A 26,113-nucleotide genomic window follows, 5' to 3' on the forward strand; every position below is an offset into this window, starting at 1 on the left:
AGTTAACGTGGTCTAGTGTCCAAACATCACGAGCGCCATAAAATGCGAACCCCGCCATGCTGGGAAGCAAAAGGCGGGATTCCCATCCGCAATGCAGGGGACTAATCCCACCTGCAACTTTTGGCCTTATTCTAGCATGTTTTTGTAAATTCCGTCCACCACAGCAAGCATTACAGCCGAGACCCCAATACCTCCAACACCGACGCCTTCCACCGAATCACATACTTCGTCGTCGAAACCCGGCGATCTGGGTGGAAAATCTCTACCGGCATCAACTTCGCATACCGCTTGCCCGCATCGGTTAACTTCCATTCCCTATTGGCCTCATCCCAGCGCTGCAATCCCGCCTGCGCCAAAAGCCGGTTCATCCGTTTGCCGGACATCGGCGGATTCATTCTTCGCCCAATCTCCGTGGGCGAAAACGTCTCCTCCGCATCGTCCTCGCGCACCAGTCGTTTGAACTCGCTCAAATCAACTCCGAATTCCTGCTCCGTATGCGACAACGCGACGAGCGCCGCCGTCCCGTCCGACACGCCCAACAGTTTGCAGAGGCGTTTCTTCTGGTTGACCGCAGTGACAATGTTCCGCCACGAGATGCGGTTGACGGCCCGGGCCACAACCTGCGGCACGGACGCCCGCGCTTCCTCTTCGACGTTGAGCAGATACGTTCGAACCGTCTTAGCGACCACACTGTCTCTCAGCAGCATGCCAATGCGCAGGACTGCACGACGAGGAATAAGGGTTAGCGATCTGGCTTTCGGAGAAATAAACCCACTATTTGTCAGTTCCTCAAAGGAAGCGGCAAATTCTGCAAGAGCATCGCCTTGTAATACCTTGAGACCATCAGATTCTAATTCGTCCCTATTGTCGTGTATCAAACTGACAATCGTCTGTTTGCCGACCTCGTAGTACTGCGCCACCATGTCAATCGTCGCATGCACACCGTCCGGCAGCAATGACAACGCCTTGACCTTGTTCAACACGTCCACCCGATCCGACAAACGGTCACGCAGCTCTCGGACCTCCATCAGCAAATCCGCATTCATCTCTGCCAGCCTCCTGTTTGGACAATGTTCTCCATTTGTCGGAGGCTTGCAGGGCAAAAGAAAAGCGCCGTCTCTCACGGCGCCCTGAACTCTTTACTGACTTCCCCTACACCACCACGGCATCCGCGGTGACCCCGTTCTGTTCCGAGAACTGCAAGTCCACCCGCACCCGGTGCGGCGACACAGATTCCCGCTCCGATACGAACTCCGCCACGGCGTCCACCATGTCCTGCTGACTCAGGTGCCGGTGCCGCCAGCCGCCAATTCTCGCATCCGCCGCAAACCGGCCATTGTCGAACTGCAGGTCAACCTCGACTTGCTGAGGTGGACAGCCTTCCCGCCGCGCGACGTACTCGCAGCAGGCATCCACCATCGCCTGTTCGTCCAGATACATCGCCATACCAGCCCCCGAATCATCCGCCGCATCCGTTGACGCCGTTGCGAAGACACCCGTGCGCTTCCTGCGGCGCAGACGCCGCACCAGTGCCACGATGGCCAGCACCACGGCGGCCAACAAAACCAGGTCAAGAATCGTGCCGACCCATGACCACCCCGGAGCAGCCGCTGCCATCCCCGCAGGTGTCGCTCCGATTCCCCCGGACGCGTACACAGGAGCTGCGGCGTATGGTGCAGACCATCCCCAACCGAACGGGTGCAGCATGCTGCCCAGCAACATCCCGGCGCCGAATGCCGCCACGTGCCCGGCCGACAGCGACGGCCTCTGCACCGTGCCAGACGTGTATCCGGAATTGGGCGTCCGGACGTTGGGCGACGGTGCCTTGTAGCCGGAATGGTAAGTGGAACTCGAACCGGTTGTCGTGCCAACGCTCGAAGACGGGGCGGTGTACCCGGAACGGTACGAAGAACTGGAACCCGCCGTCGCCCCGGCTGCACCCCGGCTTCCCGATACAGTGCCAGCACTTAACGACGGAGCAGTATAACTGGAGTGATACGCGGAACCGCCACTGAACGTGGAAGAACTCGACACTCTAGACGAGTAGGTGCTTCCGCCTCGATAGGTGGCCGCGTCAGCAATCGTGGGCTGAACGAGCACCAGACAGGCGGCTATCGTCAATGCCAAACGCCGCATTCGCATGAACCAACATCTCCTTCGTTGCTTTTTGCTCGATTCTCTTCCGGACCGTCCGACAAAAGTTCAACAACCTTGGCACTGAATTCCGTTGGAGGAAGGATAGCGCGTATGTTATTGATAAATTGTTGTATATCGCGAGTGCGCCGATTTACATAGGCGTGCATGCAACAGGAGACAAGTAAATACTCATATGGTTTGACCTCTTGTTTGTGTTCTCGAAGGAATTGACGTACTACTTGTGTTGTCATGTGAACCCCTCGCTAATCAAAGGATGTGTTTTTAATGCGTGTTGACATGCAAATGTTAGAAAGAATTCATGGGGGACAGGCGTCGATGTTCCTTCGTAACTTTCTTGAGCGAAACATAGTGATGGTTCCCGACGTTAGTGACCCACAAAATATTGAGCAAAAAAAGGTACAAGCCTTCATCAGACTGGGAAATTTAGTAGATGAGCAAATAAAAGAAATCGAACAAAATACAGGCATTCATCCCACATGCTCTAAAGGCTGCTCATACTGTTGTTATCAAGCCATTTACGTGTCAACCATCGAAGCCGAAATTATTACCTATTGGCTCCAACAACAGCATGATAGAAATCTGACCAGATACGTTAAAAGAAGGTTAAAAACGTGGATTGCATCGTTCCGTAAAGCTGGATTCTCTAATACCTTTGACGACTCGGATGAATATAAACGACGTTATTTTCAAGCTCACATCCCTTGCCCATTTTTAACCGAATCAAAGACATGTGCTATTTATCCAGTCCGTCCTAGCGCGTGTCGTACATATTTCTCGTTCGCCGATCCCCGGCTATGTCGCGAAGATCCGTTCGTTGATTTCACATTGAATGGTTCCGTGTGGGGAGCGACGTTGCTCATGTGCTTCATTACTTCCCATGAGAGTGTTAGAAAAGATCCTAACTCGGGAAAGAACTTTTTGGATGATCTTCCGACCCTTTTGCCGTTAGCAGTGAAAAAATTTTTCCAGTAATTGAACTCCCTACACCGCTTTGCCCTTCGTCCATACGTGCAGGATGGAGAACCGTTAAGGGTAAACGTTGTTCGTGTTTGCTCTCCAAAATGACAGGTTCCGGTTCGGGGTACACCACAATATCGCGGACGTCATCGCGATATTCAAAGCGAGCCAATACACCATTCATCGTAATTCAGCCTCCCGTTGTGATGATGTGGTCAACTTGCATGAACACCGCTCATTCCATTGCGCACTGTATGACAAAAAGGCCGCCCTGTTTAATCGGGAGCGGCCTTTCTCGTTGTAGCACGATTATGCGGATTGATGAATAACGTACCACGCCACCAACACCGCGCAGCCTGCCACCAACGCCCAGGACAACACCGCGCCCACGTCGAGCAGGTCGATCAGGTTGAACAGCTTCCACCGCAACACCGTTCCCCGTGGCAACCCATTAGCGCCCGGCCGTATCGACAACGATACCGCATTCGCTCGCGCAACGACATCACTTTGCGCAGATGCCCTGTTTTCCCATATACACCCACTTCATCGCAAAAAGACTTCTGCACAGGTCCCGAAACCGCGCATCTCCATCCGGCCGGTCGAACGAAACCTGCGCCAGCGCCGCATACCACTCGAACGCCCTGCCGCCTTCGCCCGAAAACAGCACCCGCAGACGCTCAAGTGCCGCACGCTTGTGCAACTCGTATTCCGGTTCTCGGAACAACATCAGATGTGCTCGCTGGATGGATAAACACCCGGATGATGTTGTAGGCGGGATTGAAAAGGAGATTATACAAACCTTCATTGGCGTTTGTCCTCATGTTTCCGCCCCCTCGACGCCAGTGCATTTTCCTCACGCTTCCCGCAAGGGTCGAATCCCTCCGGCAGCCCAAACCCGCCGCGAAGCAGCGCGATCCATGCGCCGTCCGTCATGGTTTGCTTCTCGGGATAGACATCCACTCGGGTATTCGCCCAAATCACGGCCAGATTCAGCGCCAACCAGACCGGATTCTTGAGCCACAACAGCATCGTCACAGCGTTCGCCAGAACCCCGCCCCGGTACACCCAAATCTTTCGCTTTACCGAAATGTCGAAACAGTAGATCTCCGGAGTGACCTCCCCGCCGGCCGGAATCCACCGAACCTCGAAGCCTTTGATCCGAAACATCAGCGGCCCCGACCCGATTACCATCCGCCTCGTCGGCACGCCGAACATCCGCCGAAACACGTAGTGCCCGAGTTCGTGAATCAGAATCTGGGCATGCCAAATAAACGGCAGCGACACCGCAACCGCTAACCATCCCTGCCGCGTATGAGGCAGCAGGTTCCATTCCAAGAAAAACAGCCCGACCACCAATCCCTTCAGCCCGCTCAGCATACGCCCTGCTTCCTCAGCCACCAGTCTTCCCAAACGACGACGTGCGGGAAAATGACCACGGCAAGCATCTCCAGCCGATTCCCCTCCTTCTTCCGAAAGGCAAACGTGCCCGCGTACGAACTGGCCGCCCACGACCAGAGCATATACCCAACAACGAGCGCCGGAACTGGCACAAAGGCCGCGAACGTCAAGCCGAGACATATCGCCGCAGTATACCCCGCGCCCATCAATGCCCCGAATGGGTCGCTGACGGACGGATCGTTGCGGCGCAGCGACAGGTACCAGAGATACGACAAAACCAAGTACCCGATTCCGGCCAATACGCGCCAAACCACGGCGACCTGGAAGAAGTGCGCGCTGACAATCACCCCGCCCAAGACCCCATACCACGCGATGAGTTCAAGTTGCATACGATGATCCCTCCTCGTGAAGAGGGGGACTGTACGGCAAAACGAAAGCGCCGTCCACTCGGGAATGGACGACGCGCTGAACAAAGTCTTATGTGTTGTGTTGCTGCGAACCTTCTCCCAATTGACCCTTTTGTATGCTCGGCTACTTCCTATTTGCCCTCTCGGCAACCCTTAAAGTCCTTATTAGAGTCCCGTAACAGGTTCATCATCTTCAAGTCTTCCTTGTAAGTATTGCTCAAGTTCGCGTTTTAATGTAGGAAGTTCATCCCTTACCGTTCGCCACACGATCTTAAGGTTGACGTTTCCGTAATCATGGATTAGTACATTGCGAAATGCAATGATTTGTCGCCACGGGATGTTCCGATTAAGACGAGCACGAAGCGATAATTTCCCAGCAGCCTCTCCTATTACTTCAAAATTTCGAATCACAGCGTCTTGGATCATTGTCGACCGAAAAAACGCCTCTTCTCCATCCGAAGTATATTCTTGAATCCGACGAATCGCCTCCAATATGTCTTCCAAATATGTCTTGTCCGTCTTCAAAGTGGTATTGCCTCACTTAACACAGAAGCCCGAATCTCTGGACGTAAGGAACACTCTGTCGTCACATGTACCGGACATCCAAGCAAATCTCCGAGATCCTCCTGCAAACCGACCAACTCAAACAGCGACACGTCCTTGTCAAACCGCACCAAAAGGTCCACGTCACTGAATGAATCGGCCTCATCACGCGCAACCGATCCAAATATTCGGATGTCTGTCGCATGATACCGACGGGCAATATCCAAAATTTGAGGCTTCAAGGCTCGAATACTCGCCTGATTCAACCCCCGATGACTTACTCCACAGTCCGCTTGTACCCGTCCAGCTATCAATGCTTCGCAAAACCTTTTTACCTTCAGTACATCTCCAACTGGCAACTGGTCCAAAAGAGCATGCACTTCCGCACGCTCCGAGTGCATGAATTCACTCATAAGAAGCACCTCATTCGGAGAAACTTTACGCATCCAGAGTCCTCTTCCGAATCTCCTCCGCCTCTTGCTCTGACAAACCCGTCAACTCCACCACGTCGGAAACGGATGCGCCTTTGCGGAACATTCGTTCGGCAATCTCCCTGGCTTTCGAGACACTGCCTTGCTGCATCCACTTCTCCTTGAACTCCTCTTCGAACTCCCGAAGCAAGTCCGTCATCCTCAAAACCTCCCTGAGCCGTTCCTTCTGCTCCGGTGCCAGTATCCGCGCGCTGAATCCCAGAATCAGCGCCGCCAGGTAATTCTGCTCCTCCCGATCCGGCAGACGCTGCACCAACTCCACAATCTCCCCGAACGCCTCGTCCCGCGTCCGGCGCGCGAACCGCATGTGGAACGCAAACGACAACCGGACCCGATCCCGTTCTGTCCACTCGCCGGTGCCCAGGTGCCGCTTGACTGTCTCCAGCACGGCATCGCCGTCCATCCGGTTCAAATAGACGTTCTCAACCTGATACCGAACCGTCCCGACGTCCAGTTCGGATGGCGCATCATGGACATCGCCCGTGTACAAGACAACGGTTCGCACCTTGCGTCGGTGCTTCTCGCCAATCGCTAGGTCATATGCAGCGAACCGGTACAACGCGGACTCGCGGGTGGACTGAAACTCAATGTGCAGCAGGCGGCCGTCGTCAAGCTCGAACAGAATGTCGACGAACTCCTGCCGCACTTCGATCTTCGGGATCTCCGTCGGCAGCGCGCGCACCACGTTCGCATCGTGAATGCCGATCACATCCAGGGCGCCATTTGGCACCGCGCCCGTCAAATGCTTTGCAACGATGTCATTGGCGTTTCTTGGTATACTCATCGTTCCCTCCGTGTCATCAGTATAAACCGGGCCACCCGACGCCGCCAGGCACGTTCAGGAGCAGTTTTCACGCACACCGCGTCTTCTCGTACTCCTCGTCGAGCCATTCGGCTTCCACATCAATCGTCTCGCCTTTCGGCATCCTCGCGATTCTCCGCTTCCGAACCGCGTCACGGGCGGCGATCCAACCACGCCGCACCGCCCACACCGCAGCGCACGCGACAAACACCACGCCACGAAGCACCCATACCGTCATCCACCGAGCCGTCCGCAACGCGAACCCCCCCACCCGTGCGGCAAACCGCGCCAACCACTTCCAAAACATTCCCGTGTAGACCAGGGCCATTAACGCGAACAAGAACGCCAGAAACAGATAGAAAAACCACCGCCCCAGAGTGTGGCGCGCGAATCCCGGCAGTTCCGACGAATTCATCGGGATCACCCAGTAGTGGATAGACAGTGCGATGAAGCCGACAAACACGAACAACGTGATGAAGTTCAGCCCCCGTAACGGCGGCAGAGGAACCCGCCTCATACCCGCACCTCCTTCCGCGCCCGCAGCCAGGCCACCCAGTCCCCGCTTTCAATGCGCGGCGCGCCCGCCGGAATGCGGCCCGTCATGTGGTAAACCCACCCTTCCACCGCGCCGTGTAAGTCCCTCACCACAGTTCGGTCGTAGAATCGCGGATAACCCTCCAGCCCGTCCAGCGCCGCCAGTCCGTCGTCCGTCACCTCGACCCATTCACCCACCACCACACCGTCTCCGTCCAACGACACAGCCGGGTACGCACCGAGATCGTACATTTCTCCCTGAATGACTCCCTCACCCAATTCGCGCACCAGATGGGGTTTCATCACCCGGCGGTTGCTCTGGCCCTTTCGCAACGTTCCGTAGACGAATACGACATGATTGGAATTCATTACACCGTCTCCCCTTCATTTCCTTTTCTAGCGTTAATATACTTCTTATTGGCATTTTTGTAAAGACCCGCAGAATAAAAAGGACCGAACCTGCTGAGGTTCGGCCCGGAAGTCTCTCGGACAGGCGAACGGGGCGCCGTCGCGCCACAGTTCAACTCATCGGGTCGAAATCGTAGTACGGGTTGTATCTAGTGAAGGTTCGCGTCGTAAGGTTCCGTTCCGGCGCGTCCCAGACTGGGACGCAAACGATGTCTGGCCGGGGAGCGCGGGGACGCTCCGCGACTCGCAAGACCAGCAGCACTTCGTCCCCCACTTCCGCCACCCAGGCGTTGAACACGCCAATGACCTCATAATCTTCCCTGTGTGGAGGCACGTCGGCCGGAGTAAGAATGGGATTGTCCGGGGTAGCGGTACACATTAACGGACTGCACAATGAGACCCCTTTCATGACGAGAGCATTTATATGGCGGACAGTGGTCGAAGCCTCCCCAACACCTCATCCTTTCCTGGCGCGTCCACCATCACGACTTCCTCGGTGTTGAGGCAGAACGCCGCCAACGCCAATCCGTTCGCCGTGCCTATGTCGATGTGTACCCGATCCGGCCGTATCACCGGCTTGCCCGGCTCCGCAAACCAGAACGTTTCACAATGACCGCACACAACCCGCTTGCCCAGGCGCGCTTCCGGCGGAATGAGACCCCGGTAATCAACGAAACCATGTCTGATCCACGTCAAGTGCTGGAACGTTTGCTCAGAGAATGGCCGGTGCGGATCGACACCTGCGTGCACAATCAGATAGTCTCCGATGATGATGGCGTACGGCAGCTCAGCAAAGTAATCAAGCCATTCATTGGCCGACATCCCCGATTCAAGAAACTGCCGCAACGTCCTTGCCATGCCGTTTTTCACAAACGATTGTTTCCGCATTCTCGGCGACCAAGCGGGGTTCAGCCTGCCACCGTCGTCATATGGAAGGCCCTCGGCCCAAAAGCGGATCTCCAGCCACATATCCTCGTGATTGCCTCGGACCGCGTATCCGTTCTCTTGGAACCATCGCACCACAGCCGGAGAATCTTCACCGCGGTCAACCATGTCGCCGACGGTTACGATCAAGTGCGTATCGGGACTGTAACCGATAAGTTCTAGCAAGCGCTGGAACAGCCCGTAGTACCCGTGAATGTCTCCCACAATCCAGACCTGTTTTCCCGTCGCCAACTCTGTTAGATCCAGTACCTTTAAGGGCAACAACTCTCACCTTCTTACAACGAGCGCAATTGCTCATACAAAAGACGTTTAGAAAGAATTCGACACAAAACGACATCCTCCTCGTTTGATTTCGCAATCTGCTTCATTCCGGCGTCGTGCTGAACGCCCTCAACAGCCCCTCATCCACCACATCGATCTGCACCTCTCCAATCCGCCCCAGCGGGTCGCGCAGGAATCCCCTGCCCTTCTCAAAGGCCTGGAACACCTCGACGTAGTGGTTCAGGTCCTCTTCCTCCTCCAGCGGCAGACCGAGCAGCCGGACCGCGTGCTGTACTTGGGCGCGCGACGTGATGCGCCCCACGAAGCACCAGCCCAGGCTCGCCGACACGTCGTCATTCTCTGACCCTTCCCTCGGCAACAGCACGTCCGGGTTCTGCACCGCCATCATCAACACCAAGTTCATCGACCGGCCAAGCAGCAGCATGCGGTTGAGCAGCGCCCGGCCTTCCGGGATCGAGCGCAGAATCCACGCCTCGTCCACCGCGAAGAACTTCTTCACAGATTGCGGCGCCATCACCAAGCGCCGGAACGCGATCTGCGTCACCAGGTACAGAATCGCCACCGCGAACCGCTGCGAGTCGCGCCACGCGTCCGGCACGCTTCCCGGATCCGGGAATTCCAGCCCCATGATGGAGGCCACCACCAACCGCGCCCGGTCGTCCATCACATTGTCCTCGCCATCCTTGCCGAACAGCGCCCGGGCCGTCTCGCCATCTCGGTAGTGCTCAAGCAAGCCCAGAAACAGGTCAGCCACGTCACGCTCTTCCTCCCGGCGCTGTTCATCCCTTCGCTCGGCGTCAAGGCAAAGCAGGAAGTGGTCCATGTCCCACTTCTCACCCTCGTACAGCGCGGCCAAGGCCCGTTGCAGCACGAGCGACGCCCGCTGGTCCTCACGGCGTGTCGTCACGTTGAGCAGCACACTCAGGAACCCTTCCGCGATGAGCCTGGATTCCCTCGCATCACGCCCAAGCCGGAACGGGGAGAAGCGCAGGTCGCTTCCCGCGCCAAACGTCCACCACACACTTTCCTTCGGCCAAAGCCCAACGAGCGCCCCGTACTCTCCCTGTTTCGGGTCTACGACCGCCCCCATCGCGTTCCACTGCAGCATCGTGTCCGAGGCATACTTCATCCCGACCGACTTGCCGCTGCCCAGCGTCCCGACGAACGCCGCAGCACCGCTGCGGTTGAGTTCCCGCATCGCCCGGAACCAGTCCACCCATACCGGCCGGCCGCTGTGGGCCATCCTGGCGAACCACATCCCCGCCGGGTCGCCCACCTGCGCCGTGCCCAAGGCGCCTGACGCCGCAAGCATCGTCGGGTCCGCCGGGATCGACCACGCCTTGTCCACTCCCCCGGACTGTCCCGGAAAGAACGCCTGCCAGATTTTCAGCGCGTCACCCGGCGGGTGCACAAGCTGAATGGCCCCCTGCAGTTTCTCCTTCAACTGCTCCTCCCGGCGCAGCATCTCCAACTCGCTGCCTGCCGCCACGGCAAAGAACGCGTGAAAGACCGCAAACGACATGCCCGCTTTTAGTTTGGCTTCCAGAGCCTGCGCATCTTCCAGCCCGTCATAGATGTCCCACGGGACGTCTCCCGCCTGCGCGTACTCCTCGCCCTGGGCAGCGACGATCTTCTTGCGCCGATAGACAATCTCACGCGCTCGCTGCGAGGAAAGGATCTCGAAGTGCACACAGGCGTCGACCGGGAAGTTCAGCTTCTCCAAGGGCAGATACAACCACTCATCTCCAATGGTCTCCATCCGCTCCGGCAGGCTCGCCGCGGCCATCACCGACTGGTACGATACCCGCTTGTCACTGTGCTCCACCCGAATCCGGAACGTGTCCTCTCGCACCGCCGCCGAGGCAAGTGCCAGGCGCAGCGGACGCGGCCGAATGACTACCTCCCCGCTCTCGATGGTCACCGTCCGAGGCAGGGGATCGGGTAACACAACCGGCCACGGCGCCAAGCCTCGATAATATGGCGCGCGGTGCAGCAGTTCCAGCTCGTGCGGCGTGGCTCTCGCGAGCGCCGGGATGACCGCCTGCAGGCGGTTGAACGTGCGCAGTTCAGCGTGCGCCGCCGCCTCGATGTCGTGTTTGGTCAACACGGGAGACCCCACCCGTGCCACCTTGCGTTTGGTGTAGCCCCAGAACCGAAGGAACTGGTCGGCGACCCGATCCCGAATCCGATCCGGGCGGTCAAGGACCTGGCTCCAGGCCGCGGCAAGCGGCGAAGCCAGAGGCAGGATGAGGAATGTCAAACGCTCAAACGAAGGATGCCCGCGCAGTTGTTCGGCCACCAGCTCCATGTGTGCGCGCCAATGCGGATGCTTGCTGAAGGCCGCCATGCGCGAGGTAACTTCCTCCACCGGGATCGGCACCGCGACACTCAGGATCTGGCCGTTGCCACGGTACGTCTGGAAGAACACCTCAAGCTGGCGGTAGATGCTGCGCTTGACGGCGTCCGGCTGGTTCTCATATGGCAGTGCGGGCAGACGGTACACGCCGTATGCGATGCCGTTGTCGAGAAACAGGATGTTGTCGTGCCAAAAGAGCGTGTGCATGAAAAAGAGCCCCCTTCCGTATAGAGGGGGCATGTAGGGCACATAACGGCACCAATTTAGAAGCCGATGAGTATCGCCACATCAGGTCTTGTAGATCTTTGTTCGTAGAAATTGTGCATTGTGGTTCTTCCTTTAATTCAGTAACGACTGGATACGTAAACAAGACTTCTAGTTAGCACTCTGTCAGAAGACCTCAGGAACGCTTGAAACAGCGTTGAGTAACCTTCTGGACAGTTCGTTGGGGTTCTACCAGAAATTTAACCTATGATATAACTCGTCCATTTACTCCAATAAATAGCCACGCACTCAGACTGTGGTACGTTCCTTCGATGAAAGCCTTAGGGTTGCCGATGACCACATACAACAGCTTGAGAAAGGCATCCCGGTGCGCTTGTTCGTGGTCGACCTTGTTGTAACCGTTCACGCTATTTGACGGTAGTTTTGCCGAATTCCATGTCGGCGCCTCGGCACAGTGGCTGGCGGTAGGCAGTGGGCCTCGTACCGACAATCAAGGTGAGCCTGTCAAGGTAATCATTCCAGCCTTGACAGGCGATTAGAGCCGCCCACACTCGTTTTGGTGGCTGAATCCACATACTTGTGGATTCAGCCCTAACAACAAATGAGTGTCAGTACAACAATCACTTGACAGGATGGTTGTCGGTACAGTTTTCACGCCAATGTCGGTGAGAAAAACGCCAAATAGCCTGATTGTCTACACCCTTGTATCAAGCTTACGATCCACTTTAGATTCACAACTAGAAAAGTGACATGCACGTGGATAGCCTGAACGGGCAGTAACGTTCTTAACCCGTCGTCATTCCGACAGCACACTCGATTCCTCGTAGATGAAACTTTTCCACGGGTGTTTAAAAAGCAGCGGCGTAACCTACTGGCACACAGTTGACCGATGGAAACACAAGCACGTAAATCAAATCGACCGACCTCAATGATACCCCTCTGCCACAGCTCCTTGAATTTCCTCATTCCGCCTCTCCGCCAGTTCACTTCGTCCATATCTTCTGGCAACGAACGCCGTGATGAAAGGAACCAGTATCGCGGTCAAAACGACAGCTGACGCAATCTCAACCGTCGCCGACTGTACGAATGGTTTATAACTCGTGTCTATAAGAGCAACGGCTGCCGGATTTGCAATGGAATTACCCGATGAACTGGCTAGAGCTGCCCCGGCGTATCCGGGACGTCGAAGAATATAGCGATCTGCCAGGAAAGTGAAGCCTCCTCCGACGACAATTACGATTAATGCCAACAGGATCCCCTGCAGACCGGCAGTGACCACATTGCCGAGATTGATTCCAGCACCAATCGTAAATCCGATAAACGGAATCACAATGGGCAACCCAGGCCCGAACAACCTTTGAAAATCTTCGTCCATGTTACCTAAAATTGCACCTACAACCAGAGGAACAATCGCGGCGACCAAGTTCACAACCGGTATATGTGCCAGGCCTGTCACGCCAAGTGTGAGCATGGTAAGAAAGGGTCCATCATGGATGTTCAACAAAGACATTGCGGCGGCATCGGCGGTATCTCCGTACTCACCCATCAGAGACAAGTAGAGAGCACCATTGGCACCCGTCACCGTAGACACAATAGCTAGAACAGAGATGCCAAACAATCCACCTAACCCAAATAATTTTGCCACTAGCAATCCAAGTAGTGCACCCGCCGCATACTTGGCCAAGAGCAATACTGCACCACGTTTAAGCGCCTCAGGTGCTTGACGCAACCGAAGACGAGTTCCAACAAAGAATAATTGCAAGCCAATCATTGCGTCAAGACCTTTGTTCGAAAAAATCGCTGACGTGAACGAACCGATCTGCAAGGCCTTTGGAAAGAATGTATTGACAAGAGCTGCCAACACAAGAGGAACGATCATCATCCCGCCAGGAATTCGCTGAATTCCCTTAAGAATACGCATGGTGAGCCCTCCTCCTAAGCGGTCTTTGTTTATCACAGTCTTCACTAATGAGGCTTACAACGAAACGAAATCGCTTCCATTCGAACGATCCTTCAAGGACACCATGCATGGCATCCTTGAAGGTAAACGTGTCCTATAATCCATTACCCGCGAACCGCTTCAGGCAACAGATTGCCGGCCAAAACCTGAAAAACACATGTTACTCCGCAACGGTTTTTAGCAACCGATAAAGATTCGATTTCGCCTCAAACCCTACACCGGGTATATCAGGGAGTCCAACATAACCATCCACAACCTCGTACTCGTCGGCAAATCCACCGAATGGTTCGAACACACCCGGATACGATTCGTTTCCACCCAGCCCAAGGCCTGCCGCAATGTTCAATGACATTTGGTGCCCACCATGCGGTATACAGCGTCGAGAGGACCAACCATACTCTTTCAACATGTCTAAGATCCTCATGTACTCAACAAGCCCGTAGCTCAACGCACAGTCAAATTGCAGATAATCGCGCTCCGGGCGCAATCCACCATACCGAATGAGATTGCGGGCATCTTGCATCGAGAACAGATTTTCTCCGGTCGCCATGGGGTTAGCGTAGTGTTTTCCAAGCTCAGCTTGCAATTCATAATCCAGAGGATCTCCAGCTTCTTCGTACCAGAAGAGATTATAAGGCTCCAGCTTTCTGGCATAGGCGATGGCAGTCTGCAAGTCAAAACGGCCATTCGCGTCAACAGCAAGATGTCGCCCACTCGGCAGCACTTCTAGTACTGCCTCAATTCTGCGAATGTCCTCGTCCAATGTAGCGCCACCAATTTTCATCTTGACTACGGTATAACCAAGATCGAGATAACGCTTCATTTCGTCCTGGAGCGCCTTAAGGTCCTTTCCAGGCTGATAGTATCCCCCAGCGGCATAAACAAAGACTTTATCATCGGCCTGTCCACCACGGTATCGTTCGGCCAACAAACGATAGAGAGGCTTCCCTTCAATTTTAGCCACTGCGTCCCAAACTGCCATATCCAGTACCCCAACTGCCACAGAGCGTTCGCCGTGCCCGCCGGGCTTTTCACCTGTCATTAAAACGTCCCAAATCCGATGTGGATCGAAATTTGTTCCCTCTTCGTTTAATAAGGATTTCGGATCCGCCTCCATAAGACGGGGAATAAACCGCTCACGCAATAATCCGCTAGGCGCGTATCGCCCGTTGGAGTTGAACCCGTATCCTATCACTCGCTTTCCATCGCGAACAACATCTGTCACCAACGCCACGACGGAGGCCGTCATCTTGCTGAAATCAATGTAAGCGTTGCGGATATCGGATTGAATGGGTACGGCAACTTCTCGGATGTCTACAATCTTCAAGCTTGTCACCCCATCATTGTCATCCATGGAATGGCCCTGTAAACGAATCTCTGCAGGCAGGCCTTCATACCCCCTTTCCGCCTACTGACACATCTCGATTCGTCTGCAGAAGCCTTCGATCCATACCTCATAGCATGTTGCGTGCCAACGAACGTATGCCTGTAAGATCGCACAAAAAAACGCATCGCAGACAATGCACGGGGTTATCAGACAAAGATGGTCGTTTCATATTTGAAACGAGTTTCATATTTGAATAAAACTTTGGTTGTAAGTGATGTTTACTCACCGTTTGTTGTATGAATCACCCCTTTCTGAACGCCGCATTTTGAGTTTGCGCCAAAGAGTCGATCTGCTGATGTGATAAACTTGGCACAATTTCTCTTTATCTCCTCCGAAGGCCCTTAAAAGTCCTTCCCAAAGTGCGGCTTCCATCTCGTCCCACGAATCGGATATGGGGACAGAGATTGACGTTGAATGTTCATCCAATGGGCTTGGCTGAGGTGTGTTACACACGAAGGAAACTGTCGGAGCACGGTCAGCTTCGTTCCATGTCAGAAATTGTTCCACAATATCCTGGGTTACTCGATTTGTTGGACAACAAACCACCAACCGGTGTGCAAAGTTTTGTAGTTCACGAACATTACCAGGCCAGCGATACGACTTCAAGGGAGTAAACACCTGCTCATTCTCCCAGACTAACTCCCTGTTTTGTCGCCTCATTTCCATCCTTAAAAAGGAAATGGCAAGTGGAATTATGTCCTCTTGCCTCTCCCTTAGCGGTGGCAAGTGAATCTCGAGAACATTTAATCGATACAATAAGTCCTCTCTAAATTGTCCAATCTGTACCTGGCGAACAAGATCACGATTGGTAGCACAAATGATTCGGACGTCCACTGGAATGATGCGTGTACCTCCTACGCGTCTAATCTCCCGTTCCTGTATCACCCGCAGCAATTTGGCTTGAAACGCCAACGAAGTCTCACTTATCTCGTCAAGAAAAATCGTGCCCCCGTGCGCCATCTCAAACAGCCCCATGCGACCACCACGGGCCGCCCCCGTAAAGGCACCCTCTTCGTATCCAAACAATTCACTATTCAACAGATCACCATCGACAGCCGCGCAATTCACGGAAACGAAAGGGCCTTGCCTACGACTACTGGCGTTGTGAATACTCTGGGCGAATAGTTCCTTACCTGTCCCCGTTTCTCCATGAATCAGCACCGTTCCATCTGAACGAGCTATCAGTGACGCCCATTCGATCATCTTGCGCATTCTGGGGCTATGTGTCACTATATCACTGAAACTGTTCTTTGCCAAAAATCCCCGTTGATACAACTTCTTCCGAATACTGAGTTCGGTGTTTTGAATGTGCTGAACTTCCTGGAAAATTCCTACAGAACCCTCATAGGTTCCATCGATGAAGATAGGTAAATGATTCAGAACAACTTGCTTGTCACGTATTCTTACTAACGCGTTTTCTGTAACCGTACCACTCGACATAATCTGCTGAAAGGAATTGTCCGTAATGGATTCCGAGATCATTGTCCCCAAAATGTCCTCCTTCGACCGCCCTATCACATGCTCTGCAGCACTGTTGAGCATCGTTATACGACCGTTTCTATCCGTTGCAATCACGGATTCTTGAATCACGTTTAAAATGAAACGTGTTTCTTCCAGCTTGACTTGTTGATCCCTTTGAGCGTTCAGGACATTTACAGCAGAATCCAAAGCGATGCGAAGCGAAGATTCGCCTGACTCCAGTAATTGGCCGTACAGGCCGAGCTGCGAGGCCAGCTGTGTGGCCACACGGTCACCAACAATTGCATCGACCTCAGTTCGCTCAACAATGGAACGCACAACTTGTGGCAACTTTGTGACGTCGTCGCACGTTTCAAACCTCAAACACAAGTCGGTAAGATGGACAAAGTGCTCGGATTCTACGATAAGGTTGGCTGGGCCCACGATTCCGATTCGTCGATAACCTAGACGTGCGGTTTGACTTATTGCATACAACACATCATAGGGTGTTACTGGAATCTCTATTACCGGTCGACCTGACCATTTCCTGAGATAATTTGCAGTCCCCCCGCGAGAAACGAAGACTCGGATTCCCTCATACTTGTCCATCGCTACGCCACCCGCGTCTTTCTCCAGTTGAGTCGAGTCCAACACACATATTCCTACAGAAAACGGATACCTACTCACCAGTTGTTCCGCCATCCTAGCAAGACCTTCATAAGGTGCAACGATCATAATCTGTGCCTTTTCGTTTTCTTTCACCATATAACCTCCCCCTATCCGCGATGTTCGTGCGTAAGACTACAAGCGGCACACTCCGTGCATAGCAACTTGTCCCAGCACCCACGCGTTTTGTTCGCGGAACTGTCATCCATCACAGATGGCTCACCGTGCCCAAACACAGTTGTCTACATCCCGAGCCGTGTCTAGAGTATCTTCATACAAGACTCGGAGCAAACGCTGCCGACTCGGATCTCTGCTGTGCTCCATCGCCAATCACGCCTCCGCAAAAGACCCCACCTCGCGTACAACCGCACAACAGCCTCTCGCTCGCGCTGAACCTGCCTCGTGATGAATCGACCACTGTTCGTCATCGTCTCACGCCCCCAACCCCGGAGTTTCATCCCACAACGCCAACTGCACTGCGCGCGCCTGGTTCAACTTCTTCCGCGCTCGTTCGACGTAACTTTGCACCGACGCCCGCGAAACGCCCAGCGCGTCCGCAATCGCACTGAACGTCATCCCGCGCTCATACGCGAACAGACACACCGCCTCCCGTGTTGTCATGATCGTGCTCCAGGCCACCAACACCCTCTGGTAACCCTCGTCCTCCGCCTCCGAATCCTCGTCCACCATTCCTGCCTTTCGCCTCGCCGCCAACCGATCCAGATCCTCATGGTCCCCAACCAGAATCTCCCGGTGTGTCGTCCTTGTGGACCCCTCCATCTTGCAGATCGCGTAATCCAACGTCCTGATCATGCCCTCGCACAGCTTCGCGTCCCGTTCGTACCGCGGATTCGTCCGCGACAGCCGCTTGTATGTGCTGCGCGCCTCCTTCACCTTCTTCAACGTCTCCTCGTACTGTTGAATCAAATCCTCCAGCCCCCGGCGCCCCATCGCTTTCACCTCCGTTCAATTTGCCAACACCCCGTGCGGATACTCCGACCTCCGTACAGGCCCGACAATCACGAAACCGACGTCCGGCCCAAGGAAACCCCGTTTCTTCACCCGCCGCTTGTGCAGATACGGCACCCGAACAGCTTCAAACTGCACCACGTCCCCTGGCCGCAACCGCAGCCGCAGAAATGCCCGGCCGTCCTGAATCCATGTGTGGTCTCGCACCATGCGCCCCGCCCGGTCCCGGACCTCGAACAACAGCACCCGAACCGCGTTTCGCGGATACCGACCGGCCAACACCGTGCGGACAAACGTCGCCGAAAACGTCTCGACCTGTCGGCGCGATTTAGACGCTTGTCCCACTCCCACTTCGACTTCGCGTCTCGTTTTTTGCCTCCGCACGGTCGCCAACATTCCTTACACCCCCATTTATCCACAATCAAACGCGGGTTGTGCACGGGTTATCCACAGACTTATCCACAGTTGTCACAGGGGCTATGCGCTTTTCCCCAGCACCCGCCGAATGCTCCACTCCAGGTCCGCGTCCAGCCTCTGTACGTTCTCCAGCACCCAGTGCAAGTAGTCCCTTGGTACCTCCTCCAGTGGTTGACCCCGGTGTTTCCCGAACGGCATCGTCCGCACTTCAACCGGACCTGCCAGAAAATTGAACAACGCCGCTGGATCGTCCTCGTACCCGCGTGCCAGATACGTCGCAAGCTCGCGTTGAAACACATGCGCTGTCACCACGGCGTCACCCGTCGCGCGGTGGGGCAGCCCGACGTCGATGTCGATCCCGAGCCAATAACGCAGCGTCTGGTTCTGGAAATTCGGCGCGTCGGGCCACAAGTGTTGAGCGAACCGCTTCGAACACATCCACGGCCGCCCCGTCTCCGGGAGCATTCCGCGGTCGAACTCCGCGTTGTGCGCCACGAGTATGGCGCCGTCCACATGTTCCAACACCTTCGGCCACACCTCATACAGTGTCGGCTTGTCCACAACATCGCGATCCGTAATGTGGTGTACCGCCGACGCCTCGGGCGGGATCGAACACCCAGGATGAATGAGCGTCGAGAACACTTCCCTTGGCCCGTCACTCAGCCCGACCTCCACGAGCGCGATCTCCACGACGCGCCCGTGCGGTAGCAGGCCAGTAGTTTCCGTGTCGATGACAACGAATCTGGTATCCGACAAACAGGCCATCACACGTCGCCTCCTCGCACAACGTCCCACACCGCATCGCACATCTCTTCCGCGTTCATGCGAGTCGTGTCGATCACAATGCCCCGCGCATCCTGCCAAGCTTGCTCGGTCTCGTCCTCAAACGTCCGCCCATCCGGCAACTCTCCGTCTCGCGCCAATACCCGCCGCTCGCGCACGTCCCTGGCCGCCGTCAGCACAATAACGACAAATCCTTGCTGATGCGCCCAGACCGCTTCTTCCAGCGTTCGGCCATCGTCGATGACCAACGGTCCCGCCACTGTCCGCAGCCGCTCCTCCGCCGCGAACAACAGCGGATTCGGCTGAAACTCCCGCAGAAACCGCCCGACCTTCTGCAGGTACGGACGCCGTACCGCCTTACCCGCTCCTTTCAGCCACGGCGCCGCGATGTCGACCACCGCGTCCACCGGTGTGGCAAGGGCGTACCGTGTGTAACCGTGCCCCTCGCACAGGTACCGGGCGACGGTCGTTTTGCCTGCACCCATCGGGCCGATCAGGAAGACATGGCGCATGGCGCATCACCCGCCGAAATTTCAATCTCCACCCTCGGCCGCTCCCGGTCCACGTCAAAATCCATCTCCCAAACGAGTACCCAACGATCATCCGGGTATAGCACACCTTCCAGTGCGTCCAACAGCACCTTCTCCCGGTTGTTCGCGTCCGCCCGTCGCCAGTCCGGCCAGAAGTACCACAGACGCAGATACACCTTGGTTCGGGGCGGCGGCATCGACCACCCCGTTTGCATAGCCCACGCCTTGGCCAACCACGCCGCTTCTTCCCGAAACCGCTCCGCTTGTCGGGTCAACACCCGCATCCGGCGCCCGGAGGGGTGAACGAAATTGCGATAGGCATGGTTGAGCGTAGGCGGAAGCGGAAGGATCAGACGGCTACCAGAATCGCCCACGTTGTGCGCCATTGGCAGGTTCGCTCACCTCACCCCTTGGACTCCGCGATTTCGACCTGACTCAACCGGGGACAGTAGTAGTCCCATCCCAGCACTTGCCCGTCTCTTTTCCGGACGCGAGGCACCCTGACCAACACCCGGTCGATCTTTGCCACGTCCGTAGTGAACATGGGCCTCCAATCCTTGTTCGGCTTGCCGGATGGCAGATACCGGAATGCCGACGCTCCCTTCGGAATCACGGCGACTACCTCGCCGCGCTTGTCCTTCCACGTCCCCTGCGCCTGGCTCGTCCAGCGCACGCGGTCACCGGGTCGCACCATTGTGCCGTTCTTATCGACCACCATGACCATATCCGCATCCCTCCTCTGCGCCCCCTGGCTCCCCGCAGGAGGCGCATTCTCTTTGCTCAGGTGTCGCGGTGTATCCTCCACGCCCTCCATCGCCCGTCAGAAGGGCGTCCAGCAGCCGTGCGAGACATCCCGCTTTGGTCTGGTAGACTTCGTACAGTTGGTTGGCGCGCTCCGGTTCTCGCCAGGCGTCGACCCACCGGCGTCTAGCGCATGCTACCCGGTTCGCCGCCTGCTCAAGCTGCCGGATGAGACTTACCCTTCCCGGTTCTGCTGCCACCATCCAGACCACTCCCGTACGCCCAAACGTTTTCAGGCTCCGCGTACTCCGCAACGCATTCCTTGCACAGCGTGCTCCAGCGCCAACCGTTGTCCTCCGTCAGCGTCACACCGCACAGCCTGTACCGGGCGCCGCGCTTGTCCACCTTGATCCCATCAAACCGCTTCATGCTCTGCCGCCTCCTTGTCCAACTCGACACGAATGATTCCGTCGTCCAACCGCACCTCACGAACTTCTCGCGTCGCAGGCTGGTGAGCCAATTGCGCCGCCAGACTTTCGAACGTAACACGCATGCTGCCTGCGGTTTTCACGGCCGGGAACTTCACCCAACAAACGTCAGGCATTTGCGGTCGATCTGGAATGTCCAGCGACCTGCGCCGAGCCGCCGCCGTTCTCGCGCGTCCCGCCATGATTTAACACCCCCGTCGCAGTCTCAATCGTGCCTTATTTCCGGGCGCGTCAATCGTGGACAACTGCGCGCACCCTTTGTTCTAGCGCCGCACCGCATGTCTGAATCCAAGCAAGACAACGAGCATCAAAGGTCACTGCGTCCTTGCTTGCTCACCACGACGTAGCCACCGCCATGAAACCTTAAAAACACGTCGAATTCGCTCGTACTCGTAAGCACCCGGCACTTGATCAAGCCAGGATAATCTTGGTTTTTCACTTCCTGCATTGCGACCAAATCCGGGCAGACCTCCACGATGGCTTCTTTCATAAGCTGACGGTTTTTGGCTTCCACCGTCCCGACCCAATAGAACAAGGCGAGGAACCCCACTCCGTACGCAATAAATTGGAGCCATTCCACACTCGCTCACCTCGCCCAGGTCAACGGTCTTAACTTCCCTGAATAATAGGCGAACCGCTGCATCCCGAGCGCTTGGGCCACGTGGTGTTCCAGCGTAGCGCCGCGCGAAGCCTGCCAACCCGGCAGAAACGCCACCGCTTCGCAGGTGAGCAACATCGTAAGCGCCTTGCGCATCCACACCGCCCACGGGTCATGCTCGTCACCTGGCAACTCCGCCGGACTGACAACAACGTGGCCTTGTTCTCGCAACACCGCGGCCGCCTCCCGGAATGCAGGGCGGTTGAAGTCTGCCAATCCTGTCATCGGACCTGAAAGATACAGCCGCATGGTCAACACTCCACTTTCCTCGTCGCGTCGATGGCCGTCAAAGTCTTCTCAATCTCCCTGTCGAAGTAGTCAACATACGGTAGCGCCACCACCTGTGCCTCGGCGTCTCCCGCTTCCCCCGCTTCATCGAAGGCCCGCTCGGCGCTGCGCCTCCGCTTTACCAGCTCGTACAGCCGTTCCAACGCTTCAATCCTCCGCTTGTCGGCCACAACTTTTCCCGACAGTTCCACCACGTCCAGCGTGTCCAGCGCCTCGCAGAAGTCCTCCCAGCCCGCCTGGCTCCAGCCGTTGCGGATCGCCTTGGCCTCGACCGCGACGTCCCGGAGCGCGTCGAGATACCTACGGGACACCAGCACCATGCCTGCGTCATCCGTCAACTCGCTCAAGCGCCCCATTGTGAACCTCCTTTCCTTCGTGCAGTCCAGTCCCCCACCTCGTACTGCCTCCTGGCCTGCCTCCGCGTGTTTTCCCGCACGAGGCGCTCACATTCCGGTTCTTTTGCCACCGCTCGCGTTGTGTCTCCCATGACCGTCCCCCTATCAACCCGCGTCTTGCATGGCAATTGCGCCGCCTTCCATCGCGGACGACCCTGCCGCGAACAGCTTCAACCGGTGCGGCAGAGCCCTGGCGTAACTCCTCAAAAACGCCGCCCGGTCCCCGTGCTGTACCCGCACCACTGCGTCCAGCAACACCGCCGCCTCCTCCATCGTGTCCGGCAGAAGCGCGTGGCGGCTTCAGTTTGACAGCACCGCATACTGTCGCTTGTCCCGCCGACTCGTCCTGAGTGTCACCCGCACTGTCTGCCCTACGCACGCTGGCAGCCGGGAACCCAACTCCGACAGCTTGCCGCCGTATCCAATGGCGAGGAGATCCCTCTTCAGCCAAGACACGCTCGTCTGGTCCTTTGATAACACCCGCAAGTGGATGATGTACCGCCCCTTGTATTTGCCCTCCGCCACGCGGAACTACAGCCACACATGCATCCCGTTGTTCGCCTTGTTCTTACGTAACTCCGCTTTCGCCAACGTACAGACATACACGCCGTCGGGAAGCGGATCCGTCCACGCCGAGGCGGGAGCCGTTTGTTCGTACAACTTGTCTAACTCGTCCCAGGTCAAGGTCACTCTTCCTCACCAACCTCCACCCTGGCGCGGAAGCCCCCGGCTTTAGCCGTGGGGAGGAGCGCCGGGGTCTTTTTTGCCCTGCAACCTTCCTTCGAGTGAAGGGAGGTGTCAGGTCTGTGGAACTGACGAGAACCATCCGCCTCAAGCTCCAGCCCACCAAAGAGCAGGCCGCAATCCTTGAGCAGACCATGGACGCCAACCGTAGGGCGCTCGATTACGCCAGCCAAGTCGCGTTCGAGCGGCGAATCCGCTCCGCGTTCCAGTTGCAGAGCGCGGTGTACCGCGTCCTTCGCCAGGAATTCGGTCTGCGATCCCAGATGGCGTGCACCGTCTGCCGCATTGTCGCCGCGGCGTACAAGAGCATGAAGTCCAATGGCAATCCTGGCGCCCAGGCGAGATTCAGACGCCCAAAGCCCGTGTTCCAGTGGAACAAGGACTATGTTCTGCGCGGCGGGGTACTCCACATCTCAACGTTGGCCGGACGTCTTCGGATTCCCTATCACGTCCAGCCTCCGTATGTTCGCTACCTGCATGACGGCTGGACATTCGGCGCGGCCGAACTCGTCAAGAAGCGCAATCGCTGGTACCTGCACATGTCGGTCTCGAAAACCGTCCCGGCGCCGTCGCAGGACTTTGACGCCGTTATCGGTGTTGACCAGGGCATGCGGTTTCTGGTCACCGCTTCATCCGGGCACAAGGTTCTGTTCATCCGCGGAGGGCAGGTGAAACAGACTCGCCTGCGGTACGTCCGTCTGCGTGCGTCTCTGCAGCGCAAAGGCACTCGCTCGGCCAAGCGCCGTCTTTGCGCCATCGGCCGAAGAGAATCCCGTTTCATGACGGACACGAACCACAAGATCGCCCGGCAAGTGATCCGGTTCGCCAAGGCCCAGGGTAAGCGTCCGCTCATCGTTCTCGAAGACCTGACGCACACCAACCTGTCTGTCCTGTTCCGGCTCAAGGACCGGTATTGGAGAATGAGTTGGGCGTTCCGTCAGTTGGCGGAGTTCATCCGTTACAAGGCGGAGGAAGCCGGGATCGCAGTGGTTTTCGTCGATCCAGCGGGCACGAGCGAGACATGTCCGCGGTGTGGGCACTCTGAATCTGCGAACCGAAGCCGGAAGCACCATCGGTTCCGCTGCAAAGAGTGCGGGTACCAGTGCAACGACGACCTTGCCGCAAGCCGCGTGATCGCCCAGCGTGGCGCAGAGGCCATGCGGCAGAGCCGGAGCGCATGACGCCCGGCTCGGGGGCGCTGTCAGCCGTCCCGGATGCTCTCCCGGTGAGGGATTGAGCAAGCCCCTCCCTTTTAGGAATGGGGTAGCTGACATGGCTCTCCAGCGCGATCAGCCACCGGTGCGGTAACACCCGGCTGTACCGCACCAGAAACTCATCGCGATCCATCCGCTTCCCGAGCACCGCGTCGAGCAGCGCAGCCGCTTCCTCCAGCGTGTCCGGCATCAGATGGCGCGGTACCTTGTACGCCGAGAAGATCTTGCCCAGCACCTCAATCTGCCTTGGCGTCGCCAGCGTGACGAGTTCCGCCGCCTCCCAGCGCGTCTCTGGCACAGGCAGACCGCGCCGTTGCAATGCTTCCACCTGCTTCAGCGTCGGGGGGAGCGTCATCCAGTCTTGATCCACTGCGACGGCGCGGGGCTGCAGCCACAACTGCGCGTATGTCGCGGCGTAGCCCCAGGCCATCTCCGAGTCCGCGCCGTAGTACAGCGTCTCCGCCTTGGGCTCTACCGGCCCCTCCCCGCCCGTGACGCGACGCGCATTGCTCTCTTCGGACGCCCACGCGCCATACGCGACGTACCACACCCCGTCGATCTGTTGCACGCGCACGAACCGCCCCCGGAAGTCGCGCGCAAGCCACACGCCTTCGCGTACCCGCAGCCACCGGAACGCCGCGGCAGACAGCCGCTTCGCCACGCGCTTGCCGCGCGCCGCGACATTCCCTTCCGAGTTCGCTGCGGACACCGCGTCCTGGTCCTCCGCCAGCAACCGGTCCACCGTCATCAGCTTGTGGATCGCCGTGACGCCGACCACGTCGAGCACCAGGCAGTCCTCTTTGCCGATGTGCGGCGCTATCCGCAACCCCCTGCCGATGCACTGCACGTAGAGGCTATGGGACTTGGTGGGCCGCGCCATGATGATGCAAGTCACTTCAGGGCGATCAAATCCTTCCGTCAACACACCATAGTTACACAAAACACGGATCTTTCCATCCGAGAACGCGGCAAGGGTCTCTCGCCGGACGTGCTTGGGCAAGGCGCCGTGTACCACCGCGACGGGAATACCCGCCGCCTCGAACGCGTCCGCCAAGTGATGCGCGTGTTCCACCGACGCGCAGAACGCAATCGTCAACCGATCCGACGCTTTCTCCTTCCACGCCTCGACGATCCGCTGGTTGACGCCCGGTGTGTCCACCGCCCCGGCTACCTCGGCGTCCGACCAGTCGCGGTCATCGTCGTCATCGTCAAGACCTTCGACGATCTCCAACCGTTCCGACTTAGGCGGCACCAGGAATCCGATCTCCATGAGATCGTGTATCCCAATCGCATACGCCACGCCGTCGAACACCCGCGTGAGATCCGCGCGGTCCGTCCGGTAGGGCGTCGCCGTCAGCCCCAAGTGCACGTGTCCCTTCGGCACCTCTCCAAGGTACCCAAGCGCGTCGTAGATCCGCATGTACGTCCGCGCCGCTGCGTGGTGGCACTCGTCCGTGATCACCGTCGGCGTCGTCTCGTGCGCCGCCATCCACCGCTCCAGCCGCTCCGGCTGCGACAGCGTCTGGACGCTGGCGACGGCGAAGTCCGCCTCTACGTCGTCCTCCGGCCCCTGGATCCGCCCGACCTTGACTTCGCGACCCTGTTCGGCAAATGCGTCGAATACCATCGCGAACTTGTCGAGCGTCTGGTCGAGGAGTTCGTCGCGGTGTGCAAGAAACAACACCGGCCCTCGCTCCAGCCGCTCCACCGCAAACCGCGATGAGATGACCGTTTTCCCCGCCCCCGTCGCCGCGACCAGGACGGGACGCGGCTTCGGGAAATTCCGCACGGCGTTCAGCGCTTCTTCTTGATAGTCTCGAAGCGTCAGCTTGGTTTGGTGTTTGGCCGTGATCGTCCACAATTCATGTCACCCCTCGTCGAGTGAATCCTCCTGAGTGGATGTCAAAAAC

Annotated in this window: 32 protein-coding genes and 1 pseudogene; 2 read left to right on the top strand and 31 right to left on the bottom strand. The window is 57.0% G+C overall.

All coding sequences use genetic code 11. The features are described from left to right. Positions 1–170: 170 nt before the first annotated feature. Both N687_RS22255 and N687_RS23930 read right to left on the bottom strand, forming a co-directional pair. The gene (locus N687_RS22255) at positions 171–1,046 is read right to left on the bottom strand and encodes a hypothetical protein (RefSeq protein WP_051663200.1); all 876 of its coding nucleotides are present in this window, start codon (positions 1,044–1,046) and stop codon (positions 171–173) included. Positions 1,047–1,152: 106 nt separating this feature from the next. Continuing rightward, a complete protein-coding gene (locus N687_RS23930) occupies positions 1,153–2,142 on the bottom strand; it encodes a DUF2653 family protein (RefSeq protein WP_156040128.1) in 990 nt (329 codons plus the stop codon). 279 nt (positions 2,143–2,421) lie between these two features. Between N687_RS23930 and N687_RS23180 the strand changes: the two genes are divergently transcribed. Next, positions 2,422–3,129 (top strand): YkgJ family cysteine cluster protein, encoded by a 708-nt coding sequence (locus tag N687_RS23180; protein WP_081841354.1) that lies wholly within the window; start codon positions 2,422–2,424, stop codon positions 3,127–3,129. A gap of 487 nt (positions 3,130–3,616) precedes the next feature. Here the strand turns inward: N687_RS23180 and N687_RS0112165 are convergent, their stop codons facing one another. The 28 genes from N687_RS0112165 to N687_RS23940 form a co-directional block, all read right to left on the bottom strand. After that, the gene (locus tag N687_RS0112165) at positions 3,617–3,841 is read right to left on the bottom strand and encodes a hypothetical protein (protein ID WP_029422109.1); all 225 of its coding nucleotides are present in this window, start codon (positions 3,839–3,841) and stop codon (positions 3,617–3,619) included. A 74-nt stretch (positions 3,842–3,915) separates the two neighbouring features. Continuing rightward, positions 3,916–4,491, bottom strand: coding sequence for a site-2 protease family protein (locus N687_RS0112170; RefSeq protein WP_029422110.1), 576 nt, complete (start codon positions 4,489–4,491; stop codon positions 3,916–3,918). Next, positions 4,485–4,901, bottom strand: a complete 417-nt coding sequence (locus N687_RS0112175) for a hypothetical protein (protein ID WP_029422111.1) — start codon at positions 4,899–4,901, stop codon at positions 4,485–4,487. Before N687_RS0112175 ends, N687_RS0112170 begins: the two co-directional genes overlap by 7 nt. A 183-nt stretch (positions 4,902–5,084) precedes the next feature. After that, the gene (locus tag N687_RS23185; protein ID WP_081841355.1) at positions 5,085–5,444 is read right to left on the bottom strand and encodes a DUF86 domain-containing protein; all 360 of its coding nucleotides are present in this window, start codon (positions 5,442–5,444) and stop codon (positions 5,085–5,087) included. Then, positions 5,441–5,908, bottom strand: coding sequence for a nucleotidyltransferase family protein (locus N687_RS21110; RefSeq protein ID WP_197029275.1), 468 nt, complete (start codon positions 5,906–5,908; stop codon positions 5,441–5,443). Before N687_RS21110 ends, N687_RS23185 begins: the two co-directional genes overlap by 4 nt. Continuing rightward, a complete protein-coding gene (locus tag N687_RS0112185) occupies positions 5,901–6,737 on the bottom strand; it encodes a transposase (protein ID WP_029422112.1) in 837 nt (278 codons plus the stop codon). Before N687_RS0112185 ends, N687_RS21110 begins: the two co-directional genes overlap by 8 nt. Positions 6,738–6,804: 67 nt before the next feature. Further along, the gene (locus N687_RS0112190; protein WP_029422113.1) at positions 6,805–7,272 is read right to left on the bottom strand and encodes a hypothetical protein; all 468 of its coding nucleotides are present in this window, start codon (positions 7,270–7,272) and stop codon (positions 6,805–6,807) included. After that, a complete protein-coding gene (locus N687_RS0112195) occupies positions 7,269–7,658 on the bottom strand; it encodes a gamma-glutamylcyclotransferase family protein (protein WP_029422114.1) in 390 nt (129 codons plus the stop codon). The genes N687_RS0112190 and N687_RS0112195 overlap by 4 nt, the downstream gene beginning before the upstream one ends. Positions 7,659–7,809: 151 nt before the next feature. Then, the gene (locus N687_RS21115) at positions 7,810–7,995 is read right to left on the bottom strand and encodes a hypothetical protein (RefSeq protein WP_035462226.1); all 186 of its coding nucleotides are present in this window, start codon (positions 7,993–7,995) and stop codon (positions 7,810–7,812) included. Positions 7,996–8,117: 122 nt separating this feature from the next. Further along, positions 8,118–8,903, bottom strand: coding sequence for a metallophosphoesterase family protein (locus N687_RS0112205; RefSeq protein ID WP_197029276.1), 786 nt, complete (start codon positions 8,901–8,903; stop codon positions 8,118–8,120). 103 nt (positions 8,904–9,006) lie between these two features. Continuing rightward, positions 9,007–11,487 carry an ATP-binding protein gene (locus tag N687_RS0112210; RefSeq protein WP_029422117.1) on the bottom strand — a complete coding sequence of 827 codons (2,481 nt, stop codon included), beginning with the start codon at positions 11,485–11,487 and terminating at the stop codon, positions 9,007–9,009. Positions 11,488–12,430: 943 nt separating this feature from the next. Beyond that, complete coding sequence (locus N687_RS0112215; protein ID WP_029422118.1) at positions 12,431–13,426, bottom strand: 2-keto-3-deoxygluconate permease; 996 nt, start codon at positions 13,424–13,426, stop codon at positions 12,431–12,433. Positions 13,427–13,625: 199 nt separating this feature from the next. Next, complete coding sequence (locus tag N687_RS0112220; protein ID WP_197029277.1) at positions 13,626–14,819, bottom strand: mandelate racemase/muconate lactonizing enzyme family protein; 1,194 nt, start codon at positions 14,817–14,819, stop codon at positions 13,626–13,628. 255 nt (positions 14,820–15,074) lie between these two features. Next, complete coding sequence (locus tag N687_RS0112225; RefSeq protein ID WP_197029278.1) at positions 15,075–17,072, bottom strand: sigma 54-interacting transcriptional regulator; 1,998 nt, start codon at positions 17,070–17,072, stop codon at positions 15,075–15,077. A 336-nt stretch (positions 17,073–17,408) separates the two neighbouring features. After that, on the bottom strand, positions 17,409–17,927 hold the full coding sequence (locus N687_RS0112230) for a LuxR C-terminal-related transcriptional regulator (protein WP_029422121.1): 519 nt from the start codon (positions 17,925–17,927) through the stop codon (positions 17,409–17,411). Positions 17,928–17,942: 15 nt separating this feature from the next. After that, a complete protein-coding gene (locus N687_RS0112235) occupies positions 17,943–18,341 on the bottom strand; it encodes a hypothetical protein (RefSeq protein ID WP_029422122.1) in 399 nt (132 codons plus the stop codon). Between the two features lie 81 nt (positions 18,342–18,422). Continuing rightward, entirely contained in the window at positions 18,423–19,127 is a 705-nt protein-coding gene (locus tag N687_RS0112240) for a putative quorum-sensing-regulated virulence factor (RefSeq protein WP_029422123.1), read from the bottom strand. After that, positions 19,127–19,657: an AAA family ATPase gene (locus N687_RS0112245; protein ID WP_029422124.1), complete on the bottom strand. Its 531-nt coding sequence runs from the start codon at positions 19,655–19,657 to the stop codon at positions 19,127–19,129. The genes N687_RS0112240 and N687_RS0112245 overlap by 1 nt, the downstream gene beginning before the upstream one ends. Then, complete coding sequence (locus N687_RS0112250) at positions 19,639–20,061, bottom strand: RusA family crossover junction endodeoxyribonuclease (RefSeq protein WP_051663201.1); 423 nt, start codon at positions 20,059–20,061, stop codon at positions 19,639–19,641. The genes N687_RS0112245 and N687_RS0112250 overlap by 19 nt, the downstream gene beginning before the upstream one ends. 17 nt (positions 20,062–20,078) lie before the next feature. After that, complete coding sequence (locus N687_RS0112255; RefSeq protein WP_051663202.1) at positions 20,079–20,399, bottom strand: hypothetical protein; 321 nt, start codon at positions 20,397–20,399, stop codon at positions 20,079–20,081. A 233-nt stretch (positions 20,400–20,632) separates the two neighbouring features. Beyond that, entirely contained in the window at positions 20,633–20,845 is a 213-nt protein-coding gene (locus N687_RS0112260) for a hypothetical protein (protein ID WP_029422127.1), read from the bottom strand. Beyond that, positions 20,832–21,086, bottom strand: coding sequence for a hypothetical protein (locus N687_RS0112265; RefSeq protein WP_029422128.1), 255 nt, complete (start codon positions 21,084–21,086; stop codon positions 20,832–20,834). Before N687_RS0112265 ends, N687_RS0112260 begins: the two co-directional genes overlap by 14 nt. Positions 21,087–21,211: 125 nt before the next feature. Continuing rightward, positions 21,212–21,439 carry a hypothetical protein gene (locus N687_RS0112270; RefSeq protein WP_156040129.1) on the bottom strand — a complete coding sequence of 76 codons (228 nt, stop codon included), beginning with the start codon at positions 21,437–21,439 and terminating at the stop codon, positions 21,212–21,214. Positions 21,440–21,490: 51 nt separating this feature from the next. Next, entirely contained in the window at positions 21,491–21,811 is a 321-nt protein-coding gene (locus N687_RS0112275; RefSeq protein WP_081841356.1) for a DUF4406 domain-containing protein, read from the bottom strand. A 2-nt stretch (positions 21,812–21,813) separates the two neighbouring features. Beyond that, the gene (locus N687_RS0112280; RefSeq protein WP_029422131.1) at positions 21,814–22,206 is read right to left on the bottom strand and encodes a hypothetical protein; all 393 of its coding nucleotides are present in this window, start codon (positions 22,204–22,206) and stop codon (positions 21,814–21,816) included. A gap of 144 nt (positions 22,207–22,350) precedes the next feature. Beyond that, complete coding sequence (locus N687_RS23935) at positions 22,351–22,503, bottom strand: hypothetical protein (protein WP_156040130.1); 153 nt, start codon at positions 22,501–22,503, stop codon at positions 22,351–22,353. A gap of 42 nt (positions 22,504–22,545) precedes the next feature. Next, positions 22,546–22,770, bottom strand: a complete 225-nt coding sequence (locus tag N687_RS22260) for a hypothetical protein (protein WP_051663203.1) — start codon at positions 22,768–22,770, stop codon at positions 22,546–22,548. Positions 22,771–22,776: 6 nt separating this feature from the next. Continuing rightward, positions 22,777–22,935, bottom strand: a complete 159-nt coding sequence (locus N687_RS23940) for a hypothetical protein (protein WP_156040131.1) — start codon at positions 22,933–22,935, stop codon at positions 22,777–22,779. Between the two features lie 116 nt (positions 22,936–23,051). Between N687_RS23940 and N687_RS0112295 the strand changes: the two genes are divergently transcribed. Next, a complete protein-coding gene (locus N687_RS0112295; protein WP_029422132.1) occupies positions 23,052–24,170 on the top strand; it encodes an RNA-guided endonuclease InsQ/TnpB family protein in 1,119 nt (372 codons plus the stop codon). 106 nt (positions 24,171–24,276) lie between these two features. On the opposite strand, the pseudogene N687_RS25525 reads toward N687_RS0112295, so the two are convergent. Further along, positions 24,277–26,064 (bottom strand): annotated as a pseudogene (locus N687_RS25525) (DEAD/DEAH box helicase); the annotation flags it as partial. Positions 26,065–26,113 lie beyond the last annotated feature (49 nt).

This window comes from Alicyclobacillus macrosporangiidus CPP55 (assembly GCF_000702485.1).
Classification (GTDB): domain Bacteria; phylum Bacillota; class Bacilli; order Alicyclobacillales; family Alicyclobacillaceae; genus Alicyclobacillus_H; species Alicyclobacillus_H macrosporangiidus_B.

What these genes read in the sequence shown, in the direction of transcription:
- N687_RS22255 (WP_051663200.1), bottom strand. Translation starts at nt 1,046, where the DNA reads ATGAATGCGGATTTGCTGATGGAGGTCCGAGAGCTGCGTGACCGTTTG.
- N687_RS23930 (WP_156040128.1), bottom strand. Translation starts at nt 2,142, where the DNA reads ATGCGAATGCGGCGTTTGGCATTGACGATAGCCGCCTGTCTGGTGCTC.
- N687_RS23180 (WP_081841354.1), top strand. Translation starts at nt 2,422, where the DNA reads ATGCGTGTTGACATGCAAATGTTAGAAAGAATTCATGGGGGACAGGCG.
- N687_RS0112165 (WP_029422109.1), bottom strand. Translation starts at nt 3,841, where the DNA reads ATGTTGTTCCGAGAACCGGAATACGAGTTGCACAAGCGTGCGGCACTT.
- N687_RS0112170 (WP_029422110.1), bottom strand. Translation starts at nt 4,491, where the DNA reads ATGCTGAGCGGGCTGAAGGGATTGGTGGTCGGGCTGTTTTTCTTGGAA.
- N687_RS0112175 (WP_029422111.1), bottom strand. Translation starts at nt 4,901, where the DNA reads ATGCAACTTGAACTCATCGCGTGGTATGGGGTCTTGGGCGGGGTGATT.
- N687_RS21110 (WP_197029275.1), bottom strand. Translation starts at nt 5,908, where the DNA reads ATGCGTAAAGTTTCTCCGAATGAGGTGCTTCTTATGAGTGAATTCATG.
- N687_RS0112185 (WP_029422112.1), bottom strand. Translation starts at nt 6,737, where the DNA reads ATGAGTATACCAAGAAACGCCAATGACATCGTTGCAAAGCATTTGACG.
- N687_RS0112190 (WP_029422113.1), bottom strand. Translation starts at nt 7,272, where the DNA reads ATGAGGCGGGTTCCTCTGCCGCCGTTACGGGGGCTGAACTTCATCACG.
- N687_RS0112195 (WP_029422114.1), bottom strand. Translation starts at nt 7,658, where the DNA reads ATGAATTCCAATCATGTCGTATTCGTCTACGGAACGTTGCGAAAGGGC.
- N687_RS0112210 (WP_029422117.1), bottom strand. Translation starts at nt 11,487, where the DNA reads ATGCACACGCTCTTTTGGCACGACAACATCCTGTTTCTCGACAACGGC.
- N687_RS0112215 (WP_029422118.1), bottom strand. Translation starts at nt 13,426, where the DNA reads ATGCGTATTCTTAAGGGAATTCAGCGAATTCCTGGCGGGATGATGATC.
- N687_RS0112220 (WP_197029277.1), bottom strand. Translation starts at nt 14,819, where the DNA reads ATGGATGACAATGATGGGGTGACAAGCTTGAAGATTGTAGACATCCGA.
- N687_RS0112230 (WP_029422121.1), bottom strand. Translation starts at nt 17,927, where the DNA reads ATGGGGCGCCGGGGGCTGGAGGATTTGATTCAACAGTACGAGGAGACG.
- N687_RS0112235 (WP_029422122.1), bottom strand. Translation starts at nt 18,341, where the DNA reads ATGTTGGCGACCGTGCGGAGGCAAAAAACGAGACGCGAAGTCGAAGTG.
- N687_RS0112240 (WP_029422123.1), bottom strand. Translation starts at nt 19,127, where the DNA reads ATGGCCTGTTTGTCGGATACCAGATTCGTTGTCATCGACACGGAAACT.
- N687_RS0112245 (WP_029422124.1), bottom strand. Translation starts at nt 19,657, where the DNA reads ATGCGCCATGTCTTCCTGATCGGCCCGATGGGTGCAGGCAAAACGACC.
- N687_RS0112250 (WP_051663201.1), bottom strand. Translation starts at nt 20,061, where the DNA reads ATGGCGCACAACGTGGGCGATTCTGGTAGCCGTCTGATCCTTCCGCTT.
- N687_RS0112255 (WP_051663202.1), bottom strand. Translation starts at nt 20,399, where the DNA reads ATGGTCATGGTGGTCGATAAGAACGGCACAATGGTGCGACCCGGTGAC.
- N687_RS0112260 (WP_029422127.1), bottom strand. Translation starts at nt 20,845, where the DNA reads ATGAAGCGGTTTGATGGGATCAAGGTGGACAAGCGCGGCGCCCGGTAC.
- N687_RS0112265 (WP_029422128.1), bottom strand. Translation starts at nt 21,086, where the DNA reads ATGGCGGGACGCGCGAGAACGGCGGCGGCTCGGCGCAGGTCGCTGGAC.
- N687_RS0112275 (WP_081841356.1), bottom strand. Translation starts at nt 21,811, where the DNA reads ATGCGGCTGTATCTTTCAGGTCCGATGACAGGATTGGCAGACTTCAAC.
- N687_RS0112280 (WP_029422131.1), bottom strand. Translation starts at nt 22,206, where the DNA reads ATGGGGCGCTTGAGCGAGTTGACGGATGACGCAGGCATGGTGCTGGTG.